The sequence below is a fragment of the Streptomyces aureoversilis genome, from assembly GCF_042657885.1.
Lineage (GTDB): Bacteria > Actinomycetota > Actinomycetes > Streptomycetales > Streptomycetaceae > Streptomyces > Streptomyces aureoversilis.
In genome coordinates this window covers 157,369-174,716 of the sequence record NZ_JBHSKJ010000014.1, presented here as the reverse complement: position 1 = coordinate 174,716, position 17,348 = coordinate 157,369, and the positions used below count along the sequence as shown (strand labels likewise).

Genomic DNA, 17,348 nt, shown 5'->3' with positions numbered 1-17,348 from the left:
TGCTCCCTTCAGGCGCGCCGGTAGACGGCCGGGCGCTTCTCGGCGAAGGCCCGGGTGCCTTCCTTCGCGTCGGCGCTGGCGAGGACAGGCCGGCCGCGTTCGAGTTCGAGGGCGAGGCCGTCGGCTTCGGCGAGGCCGGCGGCGTCGTGGACGCAGGCCTTGACGGCCTCGACGGCCAGCGGGCCGTTGGCATTGATCAGCGCGGCGGTCTCCAGCGCCCGCTCCAGGGCGGTGCCGTCGGGGACGACGTGGCCGATCAGTCCGATGCGCGCGGCCTCGGCGGCGGTGTAGGGGCGGCCGGTGAGCAGCATCTCCAGGGCGTGGGTGCGCGGGATCTGGCGCGGTAGGCGGACGGTGGAGCCGCCGACGGGGAAGAGGCCGCGGCGCACCTCGAAGAGGCCGAAGACGGCGCTCTCCCCGGCGATGCGGATGTCGGTCCCCTGGAGGATCTCGGTGCCGCCCGCGACGCAGGGGCCCTCGACGGCGGCGATGACCGGTTTGCGCGGCCGGTGGTGCCGGAGCATCGCCTTCCAGTGCAGGTCGGGGTCGGCCTTGAACCGGGCGCGGTACGGGTCGTCCGCCGGGTCCGGCGGGCCGTGCAGGGCCTTGAGGTCCATGCCGGAGCAGAAGGCCCCGCCCGCGCCGGTGAGGACGACGGAGCGGACGGCGTCGTCCCGGTCGGCCTCCAGCCAGCCGTCGTGGAGCCCGGCCAGCATCGGCAGCGACAGGGCGTTCCTCGCTTCCGGCCGGTTGAGGGTGAGCACCAGCGTGGCGCCGGTGCGTTCGACCGTGAGGTGTTCGGTGCCGCTCATGGGTGGCCCTCCCGTCCCGGTGACCAGAACAGGGTGCAGGAGGCGTGTCCGGGGTACAAGAGTTTTCTGACTTCCCGTCAGATTTCTTGGGTGCCGTCCCTTCCTCCCCGCGGCGCGCGGCGCTCTAATGGGCCCCGCGGCCGCCGTTCCCCCGGACAGGAGGAGACGTGGACTACAACCTCGCCGATCTCTTCGAGTCGGTCGTGGACGCGGTGCCCGGCCGGGAGGCCCTGGTCCACGCGGACCTCCCCGGGAGCGGCGCCGGGCGCCGGATGACGTACGCGGAGCTCGACGCGGCGGCCAACCGGCTGGGGCACCACCTGCGCGACAGCGGGATCCGGCCCGGCGACCACGTCGGGCTGCACCTGTACAACGGCGTCGAGTACCTGCAGGCGTTCTGGGCCTGCCTGAAGGTCCGGGCGGTGCCCGTCAACGTCAACTACCGCTACGTCGAGGACGAACTGGCCTACCTCTACCGCGACGCCGACCTCGTGGCGCTGGTCTTCGACGCGGCCTTCACCGGCCGGGTGGCCGCGGCGCTGCCCCGTACGGAGCTGCTGCGCCACCTCGTGCGGGTCGGCACGCCCCCGCACGGGGCGTCCGAACCGGCCCTCGCGCCCGTCCCCTTCGCGGAGGCCGAGGCGTCGGGGCCGCCCCTGCGCGGCTTCGGGCCGCGTTCGGGGGACGACCAGGTCATCATCTACACGGGCGGCACGACGGGCCTGCCCAAGGGCGTGATGTGGCGGCAGGAGGACCTGTTCTTCTCCGGGCTCGGCGGCGGAGCGCCCACGGGCGAGCCGGTGAAGCACCCCCGGGAGCTGGCCGCGCGCGTCGCCGACGGGGGCGAGGGCCTGGTCTTCTTCCCCACGGCTCCGCTGATGCACGGCACGTCCACGCTGACCGCGCTCATCGCCTTCGACTACGGCCAGAAGGTCGTGCTGCACCGGAAGTTCGCCCCCGAGGAAGTGCTGCGCACCGTGGAGCAGGAGAAGGTCACCTGCATCTCGCTGGTCGGTGACGCGATGCTGCGGCCCCTGGTGGACGCGCTGGCCGGGCCGATGCGGGGCACCGACTGCTCGTCGCTGTTCAGCGTCAGCAGTTCGGGCGCGGTGCTCTCGGCCACCGTGCGGGAGCAGTTCACGGCCTTGCTGCCGCACGTGGCGCTGCTGAACAACTTCGGCTCCTCGGAGTCGGGCTTCAACGGGACCGCGACGGACGGGGCGGGTACGGGCGGCACGGGCGCGGAGGACGCGGCTCGGGGCGGCGCGAGCGCGGGTGGCGGCCTCCGGCTGCGCGTCAACGACCGCACGGCCGTCGTCGACCCGGTCACGCACGAACCCGTCGAGCCCGGCGAGGAGGGGCGCGTCGCCCAGCGCGGCCACGTACCGCTCGGCTACTACAACGACCCCGCCCGGACCGAGGCGACGTTCTTCCGGGCCGGCGGCGAGCGGTGGGTGCTGCTCGGCGACATGGCGAGAGCCGGTGCGGACGGCGAGATCACCGTGCTGGGGCGGGGCTCGCAGTGCATCAACACCGGCGGCGAGAAGGTGTACCCCGAGGAGGTGGAGCAGGCGCTCAAAGCCCATCCGGACGTGTACGACGCGCTGGTCGCGGGCGTTCCGGACGAGCGGTGGGGGCAGCGCGTGGCCGCCGTCGTCCAGCCGCGCGAAGGGGCGGATCCCCTGACCCTGGACGGGCTGCAGGCACACTGCAGGGCGCGGCTGGCGGGGTACAAGGTGCCGCGCAGCGTGGTCTTCACGGAGCGGATCCGCAGGTCACCGAGCGGGAAGGCCGACTACCGGTGGGCGCGGGCGGTCGCGGAGGCCGGTGCCTGACCGGTTCGCCCGACCCGCCGGGCCTGTTCAGGTGCCGGTTCAGGTGCCGTTCAGGCGGCCGGTTCGCGCGGCCGGTGGCGCGCGGCGGCGCTTCCTCCACGCGGCGCCGCTTCGTCCACAGGGTCCGGCTCCCTCTTGACGCCCGGCGCCGCCTCTGAAAACTTGAGCCCATGCAACGACCGAACGATCGGTTGGTTCCATGGGACGCGGCCGAGCGGATGACGCGCGAAGAGCTGACGGCACTGCAGCTGGAGCGGCTGCGGGCCACCTTGCACCACGCCTACGAGAACGTGCCCTTCTACCGGCGCGCGTTCGACGCCGCGGGCATACGGCCCGGGGACTGCCGCACCCTCGCCGACCTCGCCCGCCTCCCGTTCACCACCAAGTCCGATCTCCGGGAGCACTACCCCTTCGGCATGTTCGCCGTGCCCGGCTCCCGGATCCGGCGCCTGCACGCCTCCAGCGGCACCACGGGCACACCCACCGTGGTCGGCTACACCGACCGGGACCTGGACACGTGGGCCGAGGTCGTCGCCCGCTCCATCCGCGCGGCCGGCGGCCGGCCCGGCGACAGGATCCACGTGGCCTACGGCTACGGGCTGTTCACCGGCGGCCTCGGCGCGCACTACGGCGCCGAGCGGCTCGGCTGCACGGTGATCCCCGCCTCCGGCGGCATGACCGCGCGCCAGGTCCGGCTCATCCAGGACCTGCGGCCCCGGATCATCATGGTGACGCCCACCTACATGCTCACCCTGCTCGACGAATTCGAGCGTCAGGGCGTCGACCCGCGCAGCACGTCCCTGACCACCGGCATCTTCGGCGCCGAGCCCTGGACGGAGGAGATGCGCCGGGAGATCGAGGAGCGCTTCGCCATCGACGCCGTCGACATATACGGACTCTCGGAGATCATCGGCCCCGGCGTGGCCCAGGAGTGCGCCGAGACCAAGGACGGGCTGCACATCTGGGAGGACCACTTCTACCCCGAGGTCGTCGACCCGGTCACGGGCGAGGTGCTGCCGGAGGGAAGCCACGGCGAGCTGGTCCTCACCTCCCTCACCAAGGAGGCCATGCCCGTCGTCCGCTACCGCACCCGTGACCTCACCCGGCTCCTGCCCGGCACCGCCCGGCCCGCCTTCCGCCGGATGGAGCGGATCGCCGGGCGCAGCGACGACATGATCATCCTGCGGGGCGTCAACCTCTTCCCGGCGCAGATCGAGGAGATCGTGCTGCGGACGCCGGGCCTCGCCCCGCACTTCCAGCTGCACCTGACCCGCGAGGGCCGGATGGACCACCTGACCGTGCGCGCCGAGGCCCGCCCGGAGGCGACGCCGGAGCAGCGCGGGGCCGCCTCCGGCGAGGTGGCACGGCAGGTGAAGGAGGGCATCGGCGTCACGGTGACCGTCGAGGTGGTCGACGGCGGGACGCTGGAGCGGTCGGTGGGCAAGCTGAAGCGCCTCGTGGACGAGCGGGAAAAGCCGTGACGGGGGCCGGGCGCGCCGGACCCTGCCCGGGCGGATCAGGGCAGCGGCGTCCCGGCGCTCCCCCGGCCGCCGTGTCCTGGCGGCCCGGCGCGGCCGCAGCGATGTCCGCAGCGGCGCCGTCCCGGTCAACCGGGCGGCACGGTGGCGAACCGCTCCCGGAGCTCCCGCTTCAGCACCTTGCCGGAGGCGTTGCGCGGCAGCCGGTCCACGAAGAGAACGCGCTTGGGCGCCTTGAAGGGAGCGAGCCGCTCCCGGGCGTACGCCGTCAGCTCCTCCTCGGTCACGCCGCCGCGCGCGACGACCACGGCGGTGACCGCCTCGATCCAGCGGGGGTCGGGCAGTCCGATGACGGCGGCCTCGGAGACGGACGGATGACCGTAGAGCACGTCCTCGACCTGGCGGGAGGCGACCAGCACCCCGCCGGAGTTGATGACGTCCTTCAGCCGGTCCACGACGGTGAAATAGCCCTCGGCGTCCCGGACGGCCATGTCGCCGGAGTGGAACCAGCCGTCCCGGAAGGCTTCCTCGGTCTCCTCGGGCTTGCCCCAGTAGCCCTGGCACAGCTGCGGGGAGCGGTAGACGACCTCGCCGGGCGTTCCGTCGGGCACGTCGGCGCCTCTTTCGTCCACCACGCGTGCCTCGACGAACAGGACCGGCCGGCCGCAGGAGTCCATCCGCCCCTCGTGCTCCTCCGGCCGCAGCACGGTGGCCAGCGGCCCGATCTCGCTCTGCCCGAAGCAGTTGTAGAACGCGAGGTGAGGCAGGCGCGTGCGCAGGCGCTCCAGGACCGGTACGGGCATGACGGAGGCGCCGTAGTACGCCTTGCGCAGCGCCGACAGGTCCCGGGAGGCGAAACCGGGGTGGCCGGCGAGTGCGATCCACACGGTCGGCGGGGCGAAGAAGCTGTCGGCCCGCCCCGCCTCCACCAGTTCGAGGACGCGGTACGGGTCCGGCGCGTCGATGAGGGTGTTCTCCGCACCCACCGCCAGGAAGGGCAGCAGGAACACGTGCATCTGCGCCGAGTGGTAGAGCGGGAGGGCGTGCAGCGGCCGGTCCGTCTCCCTGAGGTCCAGGGCGGTGATCGCGCTCAGGTAGGCGTGCACGAGCGCGCCGTGCGTCATCATCGCGCCCTTGGGCTGCGCGGTGGTGCCGGAGGTGTAGAGCAGCTGCACGAGATCGCCCTGGTCCGGGCCGCCGGCGGTCAGGGTCGCGACGCCCGGGCGCCGGTGCCGCTCCGAGCGCTCCAGCAGGGAGCCCGTGGCGTCGCGCAGCGGCATGGCGGGGACGGAAGCGGGCAGCCGGTGGGCCAGGTGCGGGTCGGTGAGCACCAGCGCGCTGCCCGACTGCTCCAGGATGTAGCCCAGTTCGCCACCGGTGAGGTGGTGGTCGACGGGGACGTGCACCAGACCGGCGCGGGCGCAGGCCAGGAAGCCGATCAGATAGGCGTCGGAGTTGTGGCCGTAGGCGGCGACGCGGTCGCCGGCGCGCAGCCCGCCGTCGCACAGGGCCGCGGCGGCGCCCGTCACGGCCTCGTCCAGCTCGCGGTACGTCCAGGCGCGCTCCCCGTACCGCAGCGCCGTCCGCTCCGGCACGCGGCGGGCCGTGCGCCGCAGCATGCCGTCCACCGTGCTGTCCCGGACTCCCGTCATGCCCGGATCCTGGGTCCCGCGCGCACCACGGTCAAGGGGGCACGACGGCGGGCGGGCGGATGCGGGCGCGAAAGCGGGAACGGGCGGGCCGCGTCCGGGGTCAACTCCCCGCCCTGCGCGGGCGTCCTATCCTCCGCAGGCGACTTCTCGTCCCTCCGTACCCATGGGAGCCACGTTGCCCTTACGTCATCGCATGAGAGCCCTGGCCGGCCTCGGCCTGGCGGTGCTGACCTGCGCCGCCGTGCTGCCGGGCGAGGCCGCGGCCGCCGACGCGCCCGCCCGCGCCGAGCGGGCCAAGGGCGGGGGCCTGTCGGCCGTCGTCCGCTACACCGAGTACGGCGTTCCGCACATCGTCGCGAAGGACTACGCGAACCTCGGCTTCGGCACCGGCTGGGCCCAGGCCGCGGACCAGGCGTGCGTCCTCGCCGAAGGGTTCGTCACCCTGCGCGGCGAGCGCTCGGCCCGCTTCGGCCCCGACGCGAAGCCCGACGGTTCGCTGTCGTCCGCCACCACCAACCTCTCCAGCGACCTGTTCTTCCGCGGGCTGAACGAAGCGAAGACCGTCGACAGGATCCTCGGCTCGCCCGCCCCCGCCGGCCCCACACAGCAGGCCAAGGAGCTGATGCGCGGCTGGGCCGCGGGCTACAACGCCTGGCTGGCGCAGAACCGCATCACCGACCCGGCCTGCCGCGGCGCCGACTGGGTCGCCCCGGTGACGACCCTGGACGTGGCCCGGCGCGGCTACGCCATCACCATCCTCGGTGGCCAGGGCATGGCGGCCGACGGCATCGCGGGAGCCGCACAGCCGGGGGCGGCGCCCCGTACGGCCAAGGCGGCGGATCCCGCCGAAGCGGCCCGCAAGGCCTTCGGCGAGCAGCGGAAGAACGCCGGCATGGGCTCGAACGCGGTCGCCTTCGCGGGCTCCACCGCCGCGAACGGGCGCGGCCTGCTGCTCGGCAATCCCCACTACCCCTGGCAGGGCGGCCGCCGCTTCTGGCAGTCGCAGCAGACCATTCCCGGGGAGCTCAACGTCTCCGGCGGCTCGCTGCTCGGCATGCCCGTCGTGGAGATCGGATTCAACGAACGCATCGCCTGGAGCCACACGGTGGCCACCGGCGTGCCGACCAACCTGTACGAGCTGAAGACCGTCCCCGGCGACGCCCACGCCTACCTCGTGGACGGCAAACCCGAGCGGATGACCGAGCGCACGGTCACCGTGCCGGTCCGCGGCAAGGACGGCAGCACCTCCCGGGTCACCCGCAGCCAGTGGTGGACGCGCTACGGGCCGGTGGTCACCTCGATCGACGACCTCCCCCTGCCCTGGGCCGACGGCAAGGCCTACGCCCTGACCGACCCCAACGCCGAGAGCCTGCGCTTCACCGACGCCTCGCTCGCCCTGGCCAAGTCCCGCAGCGTGCGCGGCGTCCAGGACGCCCTGCGACGCACGCAGGGCCTGCCGTGGGTGAACACGATCGCCGCGGACTCCGGCGGCCACAGCCTCTACACCCAGGCGCAGGTCCTGCCCCGGGTCACCGACGACCTCGCCGGGCGCTGCTCCACCGCCCTCGGCCGGCAGACGTTCCCGGCCGCGGGCCTGGCCGTCCTGGACGGCTCCCGCGGCGACTGCGCGCTGGGGCGCGACGCCGACGCCGTCCAGCCGGGCATCTTCGGCCCCTCCGCGATGCCGGCGCTGGTCGACGCGCCGTACGCCGAGAACTCCAACGACAGCCCCTGGCTGCCCAATGCGGACCGCCCGCTCACCGGCTACCCGAGGATCTTCGGCGACGTCTCCACCGCCCGCTCGCTGCGCACGCGCGGCGCGATCGAGGACGTGGCCGCCATGGCGAAGCGCGGCGGGCTGACCGTGGCGGACCTGGAGCGGCAGCAGTTCGCGAACCGCGCCCCCGCGGGTGACCTGGCCGCGGCGGACGCGGCGAAGGCCTGCGCCGCGCTGCCGGGCGGCAGGGCGACGGGCAGCGACGGCAAGCCCGTCGACGTCTCCGCGGCCTGCGGGGTGCTGGCCCGCTGGGACCGGACGGTGCGTACGGACAGCAAGGGCGCGGTCCTCTTCGACCGCTTCTGGCGCAGGCTCGTGCGCTCCGCTCCGCAGGCCGAGCTGTGGCGCGTTCCCTTCTCCCCCGCCTCCCCCGTGACCACGCCGAACACGCTGAACACGGCCTCCCCGGCGGTCGGCCGGGCCCTCGCCGACGCGGTCGCCGAGCTGCGCGGGGCGGGCATCGCCCTGGACGCGCCCCTGGGCGAGCACCAGTTCGTCGAGCGCAACGGCAAGCGCATCCCCATCGCGGGCGGCGCCGACGCGCTGGGCATCTGGAACATGATCGAGTCGGCGCCGTGGGACTCCGCCCGCGGCGGCTACTCCGAGGTGCGGCACGGCTCCAGCTACATCCAGGCCGTCGGCTTCGACGGCGGCCCCTGCCCGGCGGCCCGCACCCTGCTGACGTACGGGCAGTCCTCCGACCCGACCTCACCGCACCACGCGGACCAGACCCGGCTGTTCTCGGCCGGCCGCATGGTCACGGCCCGCTTCTGCGAGAAGGACATCCTGTCCTCCCCGCAGCTGCGGGTGGTGCGCGTGAGCGAACGCTGACGGGCCACACCTGCCGGCCGGGGCCGGGGCCGCTCACACCGAGCGGCCCCGGCCCTTCCAGTGGGGCTCCCGCAGGCGGCGTTTGTAGAGCTTGCCGTTGGGGTCGCGGGGCATCGCGGCGATGAACTCGACGGACCTGGGCCGCTTGTAGCCCGCCAGCGCCCCGGCGCAGTGCGCGAGGATGTCCGCCGCCAGCGGGGCGCCCGGTGCGTGCCCCTCGGCCGGTTCGACGACCGCGCGCACCTCCTCGCCCCAGTCGTCGTGCGGCACGCCGAAGACGGCGGCGTCGGCGACGGCCGGGTGGGCGAGCAGCACGGACTCGATCTCCGCGGGGTAGATGTTGACGCCTCCGGAGATGATCAGGTCGATCTTGCGGTCGCGCAGGAAGAGGTAGCCGTCCTCGTCGAGGCAGCCGAGGTCGCCGACGGTGAAGAAGTCGCCGATGCGGCTGTCGCGGGTCTTGCCGGCGTCCTTGTGGTACGTGAAGCCGCCCGTGGTCATCTTCATGTAGACGGTGCCGAGCCGGCCGGCCGGAAGGCGGTTGCCGTCGTCGTCGAAGACGGCGAGTTCGCTGATGGGCCACGCCTTGCCCACGGTGCCGGGCTTCTTCAGCCAGTCCTCGGCGGTGGCGAAGGCGCCGCCGCCCTCGCTGGCCGCGTAGTACTCCTCGATGCAGCCGCCCCACCAGTCGATCATCGCCCGCTTGACGTGCTCCGGGCAGGGCGCGGCGCCGTGCACGGCATGGCGCATGGACGAGACGTCGTAGCGGGCCCGGACGTGCTCCGGCAGCGCGAGCAGCCGCTGGAACTGGGTGGGGACCATGTGCGTGTGCGTGCACCGGTGCGTCTCGATCAGCCGCAGCATCTCCTCGGGGGTCCACTTGTCCATCACCACCAGCCGGTGGCCGATGTGCAGGGACGCGGCCGCGAACTGCAGTACGGCCGTGTGGTAGAGCGGCGAGCACACCAGGTGGGTGTTGCCGTCGAACGGCCGGATGCCGAACATGCCCAGGAACCCGCCGAGGTGGCCCTCCTCGGGCGGCTTGCCGGTGAGGGGGCGGCGGATGCCGCGCGGCCGCCCGGTCGTGCCGGAGGTGTAGTTCATGACCCAGCCGAGGGTGCGGTCGGCGGGCGGGGTGTCCGGGCGGCGGTCGAGGAGGGCGGAGTACGGGCGGAAGCCGGCGATGTCCCCGACGGCGTAGCGCCGGGCGGCGGGCAGCGCGGCCTCGTCGGCGGCCGCGGTGGCCGTGGCGGCGAACCGCTCGTGGGCGATGAGGACCTTGGCCTCGCTGTCGGCGACGATCCAGGCGATCTCCGGCCCGACGAGGTGGTGGTTGACCGGCACCAGGTAGAGACCGGCCTGGGTGGCGGCGAGGTGGGCGGTGAGGAGCTCGGCGCCGTTGGGCAGGACGACGGCGAAGGCGTCGCCGCTGCGGAGCCCGGCGGCCCGCAGCCCGTGGACGAGGCGGTTGGCGGCGCCGTGCAGGCGTCCGGCGGTCCACGCACCGCCGGCCGGGTCGACCAGGACGACGCGGTCGGGCTCGGCGGCAGCCTGCGCCCAGAACCCCTTGGGCGGTTGGGGTGGCATGGGGCCTCCTTCGGACGACGGATGGACGGCGAAGCGGGCGTGCCCGGGGAGGGGCGGTCACTCCGGCGCGGGCCCGTTCCGGTCCGCGTCGCCACGGCGGGCAGGACGACCGCCGGGCACGGCCGGGCACGGCCCGGCCCGTTCGGAGCCGTGCGCGACGCCGGCAGCGGGGGGCGTTGCACGGTGCCGGGCGGTGGGCGGCTCCGGCCCGTCCGCGGCCGGTCCTGCCGGCCCCGCAGGGGCACCCGTCCCCGCCGCGATGCGGCCCAGCCGCGCGACGGCGCGGTCGAAGCCCCTCGTCAGGTCGTCGAAGACGGCCTGGACGCCGCGGCGGCTGTTCATGCTGCCCACGATCTGGCCGACCGGGGTGCCCAGCAGCGGCGCGGCCTCGTACTTCTGGATGCGGGTCAGAGCGTCGGCGACGAGGAGCCCCTGCAGGGGCATCGGGAGGGGGCCGGGCCCGGACGGGTCGTCCCAGGCCTCCGTCCAGGCCGTGCGCAGCTGGCGCGCGGGTTTTCCGGAGAGGGCGCGGGAGCGCACGGTGTCGCCGGAGCCCGCGGCGAGGAGCTTGGCGGTCAGGGCCTGCGAACCCAGGTCGGCCTCCTCGGTGGTGAGCCAGAGGGAGCCGATCCACACGCCCTGCGCGCCGAGGGCGAGCCCGGCGGCGATCTGCTCGCCGGAGCCGATGCCTCCGGCGGCCAGGACGGGCAGCGGGCCGACGGCGCGGACGATCTCCGGGGTGAGCACCATGGTGGCGATCTCGCCGGTGTGGCCGCCGGCCTCGTAGCCCTGGGCGACGACGACGTCGATGCCGGCGTCGGCGTGCCGGGCGGCGTGCCGGGCGCTGCCGGCGAGCGCGGCGACGAGGGTGCCGTGGGCGTGGGCGCGCCGCACGACGTCGGCGGGCGGCGGTCCGAGGGCGTTGGCGAGCAGGGCGAGCGGGTGGTCGAAGGCGGCGTCGAGCTGGGCGCGGGCGACGTCCTCCAGCCAGCCGGTGATGCGCCAGCCCCGCCGGTCCCCGGCGGCGAGTTCGGGGACGCCGTGCCGGGCGAGGAGCTCCCCGACGAAGCGGCGGTGGCCGTCCGGGATCATCGCTTCGACGTCGGCCTCGGTGACCCCCTCGGCCCGTCCGGCGGGCATGACGACGTCGAGCCCGTACGGCCTGCCGCCGGTGTGCGCGTCCATCCAGTCGAGGTCCCGGGCGAGCGCTGCGGGGTCGGTGTAGCGGACGGCGCCGAGGACGCCGAGTCCTCCGGCCCGGGAGATCGCCGCGGCGACCGCGGGGAAGGGCGTGAAGCCGAAGACGGCGTGCTCGATGCCCAGCCGCTGGCTCAGCTCGGTCTGCATGGGCGGCAGGATGCCGCAGGAGGCCGGGCGAGGGAAGAGGTTTCTGACGCCTCGTCAGACAAAGTGCCGGGGGCCGGCCGGCTACCGGTGCAGCGGCCGGCCCCGTGTCTGCCCCACCCGCCGGACCGCCGCGACCTGGCGGTAGAGCTCCACCGCCTCGGTGGAGCGGCCGAGCTGTTCGAGGCAGTGCGCCTCGTCGTTGCGGCTGGTGAGGGCGTCCGGGTGGTCGGCCCCGAGCACCCGCTGCCGGGCCTGCGCGACCTCGCGGTAGACGGCGAGGGCCTCGGTCCAGCGGCCCAGCCAGCCGAGCCCGACCGCGACCTCGCGCCGGCTCACCAGCGTCTCGGGGTGGTCGGCGCCCAGCACCCGCTCGCGGACGGCGCCGACGTCGCGGGACTCGGCCAGGGCCTCCTCCCAGCGGCCGAGGCGGCCGAGGTTGACGCCCAGGCAGTGCCGGGCGCGCAGGGTGTCCGGGTCCTCGGGCCCCTGGGCCCGGGTGCGCTCGTCGACCAGTTCGCGGAACAGCCCCAGGGCCTCCGCGCTGCGCTGGAGGCGGCCGAGGCAGATGCCGGTCTCGTAACGGGCGGCGAGCGTGTCGGGGTGGCCGGCGCCGAGCACCCGCTGCCGTGCGACGGCCACTTCGCGGTAGGTCTGCAGCGCCTCGGTCCAGCGGCCCAGCTGGCCGAGGGCGTAGCCGACCTCGTAGCGGCTGACGAGCGTGTCCGGGTGGGCGGGGCCCAGGACCCGCGAGCGCGTGACCGCGACCTCGCACGCCATGCGGTACGACTCCTCCAGCCGGCCCAGGCGGCCCAGGTTGAAGGCCAGGTTGTGGCGGCAGCGCAGGGTGTCGGGGTGGTCGGGGCCCACGGTCCGCTCGCGCGCGGCGAGCACGGCGGCGTACACGTCGTGCGCCTCGAAGTGCCGGCCGAGCTGCCCGAGGACGTACGCCGTCTCCTGGCGCGCGGCGAGCGTCGCCGGGTGGTCGCCCCCCAGGACGCGTTCGCGCCCGGCCGCGGCACGGGCGTACTCGCGCAGCGCCTCGCCGGACCGCCCCTGCATGCTGAGGGCGAAGGCGGCCTCGTAGCGGCTGGTGAGGGTGTCGGGGTGGTCGGGGCCCTGGAGGCGCTCGCGGTCTGCGGCAACGGCCGCATGCGCGCGGCCGGCCTCCTCCCAGCGGCCCAGCCGGCCCAGCCGCAGCCCCTCCTGATGGCGGGCCACGAGCGCGGCGAGGGCCTCCGGCGCGGGCGGGGCGGACGCCTCCGCGACGGCGGGCGCACTTCCGGCGGGCACGGCGGACCCGGGCCCGGCGCGCCGGGCGGGCGCCGGCAGCCCCACCGCAGGCCCCACCGGCCCCACCGGACCCGCCGTCCACGCGCTCGTGAGCGCCGCCGCCGGGTCCGGCGGCGGTGACGTCCGCGGGCCGGGACCGGTCGCCTTGGAACCCGTGGTCATGTTCCTGGCCCAGCCGGGCAGCCGCGGCTCGGGCAGCCGCACGGCCGACCGCACCGGACGCGGGCGGCGCTCGGGCGCCGCCCGGTGCACGGTCGCCAGGCGGGCGAGGCGGTCCGGCGGCTCCAGGACGAGCAGGCGGCCGTGGAGGTCCGCGGCGTCGGGAGGGCGGTCGTCGGGGTCCTTGGCGAGCAGGTCGAGGACGATCCGCTCGAAGGCCTCCGGCAGGTCGGGGCGGTGGGTGCGCGGCGGCACGGGCGCGGTGTCCCGGTGGCCGACGAGCACGGCCCAGGCGTCGTCCATGTCGAACGGCGGGGCGCCGGTGGCGATCTCGTACAGCACGCACCCCAGGGAGTACAGGTCGCTGCGGTGGTCGACCGGGCCGCCGCCGATCTGCTCGGGCGACATGTAGTGCGGGGTGCCCATGGCGATGCCGGTGCCGGTGAGGCGGGAGGAGAAGGAGGACGAGTAGGAGAGGGAATCGCCCAGCCGGGCGATGCCGAAGTCGCAGATCTTCACCGTGCCGTCGGCCAGCCGCATGATGTTGGCCGGTTTGAGGTCCCGGTGCACGACGCCCTGGCGGTGGGTGTAGGCGAGGGAGGCGGCGACCTGCTCCGCGATCTCCAGGATGTCGGGGAGGGTGAGCGGAAGGCCGCCGGTGTCCTCCAGGAGCTCGCTGAGGTTGCGGCCGTCGAGGAGCTCCATGACCAGGTAGAGCACGCCCTCGGACTCGCCGAAGTCGTGGATGACGGTGATGCCGCGGTGCTGCAGCGCGGCCGCGACGCGCGCCTCGCGGCGGAAGCGCTCGCGCAGCACCCGCAGGTACGACGGCTCGTGCCGCGGCCCCATGGGCTTGAGGCACTTGACGGCGACCTGCCGGCCGAGCGATTCGTCGAGCGCCCGCCACACCTCGCCCATCCCGCCCCGCCCGATGCGTTCGAGCAGGCGGTACCGCCCTTGGATCAGCCTGGATTCCGCCATCCCGCGCCGCCGCCCCCGTCGATGCCCCGCGCTTCCCCCGGCCCGTCCAGTATGGCGGCCCGTCTGTGCAGGTTGTAGGAGGAGGGACGGCTACCGGGACCGAGTCTGGCGACGGCGCGGAGGATGTGCTTGGGCGGCAGCTGCCGGCGGAGGCCCGCGGGGATCGTGCGCAGCGCGGCGCCGGCGGCGCGCAGGCGGCGGGTGACGACGTGCGGGGGCGGGGCCTGCCGCCCGTACAGCTCGTGGGCGTAGGGAGGCAGCGCGGCGTACGCGAGGGAGGCCACCCGCCCCCAGAGCAGCTCCCGCACCGGAACCACCGGAAGGGGGACGGGCGGGCGCCGCAGGAAGGCGTCGACCCCGCGGGCCTCCGGGGTGAGGGCGAGCTCGGGCCGCACCTTCTCGAAGTAGGCGGCCGTCCGCCCGGCCGTGTCGGGCACGTCGGCCGGATCGAGGCCGACGAGGCGGGCGGACTGCCGGTGTTCGGCGAAATAGGCGTCGGCCTGGGCGTCGCTGAGCGCGATGCCGGAGCGGCGGACGACGTGGAGGTAGGAGTCGACCTCGGCGCAGTGCACCCACAGGAGCAGGCCCGGGTCGTCCACGGGATAGCGCTCGCCGGTGTCCGGGTCGGTGGCGGACAGCCGGCGGTGGATGCCGCGGACGGCCGCTCCCGCGCGCTCGGCGGCCTCGGTGGTGCCGTACGTGGTGGTGCCCACGATGTTCGCGGTGCGCAGCAGGCGGCCCCAGGCGTCCTTGCGGAAGTCGGAGTTCTGCGTGACGCCGCGGACCGCGCGCGGGTGCAGCGCCTGGAGCCACAGGGCGCGCACCCCGGCGATCCACATCATGGGGTCGCCGTGCAGCTGCCAGGTGACCGATGCGGGCCCGAAGAGCCCGGGGTCGGCGTGCGGCATGGGGCACCTCCTGTCGTCGTCAGGTTAGCGGCGCACGCGCGGCATCCCCAGGCCGACCCAGGAGATGATCTCCCGCTGGATCTCGTTGTTGCCGCCGCCGAAGGTGAAGACGACGGCGGCGCGGTAGCCGCGTTCGAGTTCGCCGTGGAGGGCCGCCCCCGCGGAGCCTTCTTTGAGGGGGCCCGCCGCGGCGAGGACCTCCATGAGCCAGGCGTACGCGTCGCGGCGGGTCTCGGAGCCGTAGACCTTGACGGCGGAGGCGTCCTGCGGGGTGAGCGCCGAGCGCTGCAGGGCGTCGACCATCTGCCAGTTGAGCAGCTTCATCGCCTCCAGGCGCAGGTGGGTGCGGGCGAGCCGGGCGCGGACCCAGCCGAGGTCGATGACGCGGCGGCCGTCGGCGAGCTTGGTGGCGGCGGCCCAGCGCCGTACGTCGCGCAGGGCGCCGACGGCCGTGGTGCCGTGGGCGGCGAGGGTGACGCGCTCGTGGTTGAGCTGAGTGGTGATCAGCCGCCAGCCCCCGTTCTCCTCGCCGACGCGGTTGCGGACGGGGACGCGGACGTTCTCGTAGTAACCGGCGGTGGTGGTGTGGGAGGCGAGGGTGTTGATGGTGGTGCAGGAGTAGCCGGGGGCGCTGGTCGGCACGAGGAGGAGGGTGATGCCCTTGTGCGGCGGTGTGCCATCGGTGACGGGGGTGGTGCGGACGGCCAGCCAGATCCAGTCGGCGGTGTCGCCGTTGGTGGTCCAGATCTTCTGGCCGTTGACGACGTAGGAGTCGCCGTCGCGCACGGCCCGCGTCGTGAGGGAGGCGAGGTCGGTGCCGGCGCCGGGCTCGCTGTAGCCGATGGCGAAGTCGAGCTCGCCGGAGAGGATCCGGGGCAGGAAGTACGCCTTCTGCTCGTCCGTGCCGAACTGCATGAGGGTGGGGCCGACGGTGTTGAGCGCCATCAGGGGCAGCGGCACGCCCGCCTGCGCGGCCTCGTCGAAGAAGATGAACTGTTCCATCGGGGTCCGGCCGCTGCCCCCGTACTCGGCGGGCCAGCCCGTCCCGAGGCGGCCGTCCGCGCCGAGGCGGCGGATCGTGGCGCGGTAGAAGCGCTTCTGCTCGGCCGGGTCGTCGTGGCGGGCGTGGGCGCGGTCGGGAACCAGCCCGGCGAAGTAGTCCCGCAGCTCGGCGCGGAAGCGCCGCTGTTCCGGGGTGTATTCGAGGTCCACGGCCCCTCCAGGGTGCTCGCCGTATGCCGCGCCGACGGCGCACACCGTAGAACCTGTTCCAGAAATTCGGAAGGCGAAGGAGAACGGCGAAGGGAAAGGCGAAGGCGAACAAGGAAAACAGGGACCTCGCGGGGCGTGAGCCCTGCGGGGTCCCTGTCAGGTCCGGCGGCCGGTGCTGCGGCCGTCGGCGGGCGTCAGCGGCCGGCGTGCCGGCGGTGGCGCCCCCCGGCCGGCGTACCCCCTCCGCCGCCGCGGCGGCGGCTGTGCGGCATGGGGCGGGTGTGACCGTGGTGACCACCGTGCTGCTCCGCGACCTCCAGCTCGGCGAGCTCCTCGTCCAGGCCGAAGCGCTCCAGCAGCGGGATGCGGTAGAGCCGCGGCAGCAGCCAGGCGTGCCAGACGCCGGTGACGAAGATGATCGCGGACGAGGCGATCATGACCGATCCCAGGGTGTCGGTCGGGTAGTGGGCGCCGACGTACCACCGGGAGAAGGCGATGAGCAGCACGGCGAGGACGCCGACGACGGCCACGGTCCGCCGGTGGCGGGACTCCCGGAAGAGGAAGTACGCGGCGATGAACGCGGCGACCGTGAAGGCGGTGTGGCCGCTGGGGAAGCTGTTGGAGCCGATCTCGGGGTCCAGCATGAACTCCCGCGGCGGCCGGGGCCGGGCGACGATCGCCTTCGCGATCTGGGTGCTGTTCCAGCCGACCGCGACGACGAGGAAGGTGGAGACCGCCGTCACCGGCCGGCGCCGCACGAACAGCAGCCAGCCGCACCAGACCGCCAGGATCAGCAGGCCGGCGACCGGGGACGCGAGGGCGCTGACCCCCTCCATGACCACGTTCAGCCACTCGGTGCGGAAGGTGGTCTGGACCGTGCGGTCCAGCTTCAGGTCGTGCGGCTGGATGAGATCGGTGTGCACGGCTACCAGGCCCAGCGCGATCGCGACGGCGAACAGCAGGACCGAGTTGCGCAACCAGTGGCGCACGTACGGCATGGGTGGGGCGTCCTTTGTAATCGGTAGGGCGGTACCGGCACGGCAGTACACGCGAAGGTGACGAATGCCTGCCGCAGGGGTGACAACGGCACGGCTGTACGGCAAAGCTACACGCGCCGCACGCGCACCCTTCGGGGACGCCCGCCCCGGACGCCGCCCGCAGCCACGCGCCCCGGGCCGCCCACCACCGGCGGCGCACCCTGCGTGAGGGATTTATATCCGACGGTGACCACCCGGCCGGACCCGGAGGCGGGGGTACGGGCGGCGATTCAGCCGATCGTGGACGGAGCAGCCGGGGGCGGGGCGGCAGCCCTTGACGCGGCAGGGCGGCCGGCGGTTCCCGGGCGAGCGGATTTGTGTGGTGTCTCACGCCTGGAGCGCCGCATTCCGCTGGCCGGATCCCGCTCCCGGCCCACAAGGCCCTTCAACCTCAGGCGACTTGACCGTGTCCTCTCCGGTGTCAGCACACGCGCCGGAGCAG

At 74.4% G+C, this 17,348-nt stretch carries 10 protein-coding genes and 1 pseudogene; 3 read left to right on the top strand and 8 right to left on the bottom strand.

The window, feature by feature from the left end; genetic code table 11:
• Window positions 1-8 precede the first annotated feature (8 nt).
• Window positions 9-812, bottom strand: coding sequence for a crotonase/enoyl-CoA hydratase family protein (locus ACFPP6_RS24230; protein ID WP_382046032.1), 804 nt, complete (start codon window positions 810-812; stop codon window positions 9-11).
• A 167-nt stretch (window positions 813-979) separates the two neighbouring features.
• Here ACFPP6_RS24230 and ACFPP6_RS24225 point away from each other — a divergent pair, with 167 nt between their 5' ends.
• Together ACFPP6_RS24225 and paaK are read left to right on the top strand one after the other, a co-directional pair.
• A complete protein-coding gene (locus tag ACFPP6_RS24225) occupies window positions 980-2,647 on the top strand; it encodes an acyl-CoA synthetase (protein ID WP_382046029.1) in 1,668 nt (555 codons plus the stop codon).
• Window positions 2,648-2,817: 170 nt separating this feature from the next.
• Window positions 2,818-4,128 carry a phenylacetate--CoA ligase PaaK gene (paaK, locus tag ACFPP6_RS24220; RefSeq protein WP_382046026.1) on the top strand — a complete coding sequence of 437 codons (1,311 nt, stop codon included), beginning with the start codon at window positions 2,818-2,820 and terminating at the stop codon, window positions 4,126-4,128.
• Between the two features lie 125 nt (window positions 4,129-4,253).
• Here the strand turns inward: paaK and ACFPP6_RS24215 are convergent, their stop codons facing one another.
• The gene (locus ACFPP6_RS24215; protein ID WP_382046023.1) at window positions 4,254-5,777 is read right to left on the bottom strand and encodes an acyl-CoA synthetase; all 1,524 of its coding nucleotides are present in this window, start codon (window positions 5,775-5,777) and stop codon (window positions 4,254-4,256) included.
• A 193-nt stretch (window positions 5,778-5,970) separates the two neighbouring features.
• Here ACFPP6_RS24215 and ACFPP6_RS24210 point away from each other — a divergent pair, with 193 nt between their 5' ends.
• On the top strand, window positions 5,971-8,385 hold the full coding sequence (locus tag ACFPP6_RS24210) for a penicillin acylase family protein (RefSeq protein WP_382046020.1): 2,415 nt from the start codon (window positions 5,971-5,973) through the stop codon (window positions 8,383-8,385).
• 33 nt (window positions 8,386-8,418) lie between these two features.
• Here the strand turns inward: ACFPP6_RS24210 and ACFPP6_RS24205 are convergent, their stop codons facing one another.
• From ACFPP6_RS24205 to ACFPP6_RS24180, 6 genes and pseudogenes are all read right to left on the bottom strand, one after another.
• Window positions 8,419-9,972 carry an acyl-CoA synthetase gene (locus tag ACFPP6_RS24205; RefSeq protein WP_382046017.1) on the bottom strand — a complete coding sequence of 518 codons (1,554 nt, stop codon included), beginning with the start codon at window positions 9,970-9,972 and terminating at the stop codon, window positions 8,419-8,421.
• A 252-nt stretch (window positions 9,973-10,224) separates the two neighbouring features.
• Window positions 10,225-11,319, bottom strand: a pseudogene (locus ACFPP6_RS24200) (NAD(P)H-dependent flavin oxidoreductase); the annotation flags it as partial.
• Window positions 11,320-11,400: 81 nt separating this feature from the next.
• Window positions 11,401-13,749 (bottom strand): serine/threonine-protein kinase, encoded by a 2,349-nt coding sequence (locus ACFPP6_RS24195; RefSeq protein WP_382046014.1) that lies wholly within the window; start codon window positions 13,747-13,749, stop codon window positions 11,401-11,403.
• Window positions 13,731-14,657, bottom strand: coding sequence for an oxygenase MpaB family protein (locus tag ACFPP6_RS24190; protein ID WP_382046011.1), 927 nt, complete (start codon window positions 14,655-14,657; stop codon window positions 13,731-13,733). The genes ACFPP6_RS24195 and ACFPP6_RS24190 overlap by 19 nt, the downstream gene beginning before the upstream one ends.
• Window positions 14,658-14,681: 24 nt before the next feature.
• On the bottom strand, window positions 14,682-15,869 hold the full coding sequence (locus ACFPP6_RS24185; protein ID WP_382046008.1) for an acyl-CoA dehydrogenase family protein: 1,188 nt from the start codon (window positions 15,867-15,869) through the stop codon (window positions 14,682-14,684).
• A 194-nt stretch (window positions 15,870-16,063) separates the two neighbouring features.
• Window positions 16,064-16,867 (bottom strand): phosphatase PAP2 family protein, encoded by an 804-nt coding sequence (locus ACFPP6_RS24180; protein ID WP_382046005.1) that lies wholly within the window; start codon window positions 16,865-16,867, stop codon window positions 16,064-16,066.
• Window positions 16,868-17,348: the final 481 nt, after the last annotated feature.

What these genes read in the sequence shown, in the direction of transcription:
- paaK (WP_382046026.1), top strand. Translation starts at nt 2,818, where the DNA reads ATGCAACGACCGAACGATCGGTTGGTTCCATGGGACGCGGCCGAGCGG.
- ACFPP6_RS24190 (WP_382046011.1), bottom strand. Translation starts at nt 14,657, where the DNA reads ATGCCGCACGCCGACCCCGGGCTCTTCGGGCCCGCATCGGTCACCTGG.
- ACFPP6_RS24205 (WP_382046017.1), bottom strand. Translation starts at nt 9,972, where the DNA reads ATGCCACCCCAACCGCCCAAGGGGTTCTGGGCGCAGGCTGCCGCCGAG.
- ACFPP6_RS24210 (WP_382046020.1), top strand. Translation starts at nt 5,971, where the DNA reads ATGAGAGCCCTGGCCGGCCTCGGCCTGGCGGTGCTGACCTGCGCCGCC.
- ACFPP6_RS24195 (WP_382046014.1), bottom strand. Translation starts at nt 13,749, where the DNA reads ATGGCGGAATCCAGGCTGATCCAAGGGCGGTACCGCCTGCTCGAACGC.
- ACFPP6_RS24180 (WP_382046005.1), bottom strand. Translation starts at nt 16,867, where the DNA reads ATGCCGTACGTGCGCCACTGGTTGCGCAACTCGGTCCTGCTGTTCGCC.
- ACFPP6_RS24230 (WP_382046032.1), bottom strand. Translation starts at nt 812, where the DNA reads ATGAGCGGCACCGAACACCTCACGGTCGAACGCACCGGCGCCACGCTG.
- ACFPP6_RS24215 (WP_382046023.1), bottom strand. Translation starts at nt 5,777, where the DNA reads ATGACGGGAGTCCGGGACAGCACGGTGGACGGCATGCTGCGGCGCACG.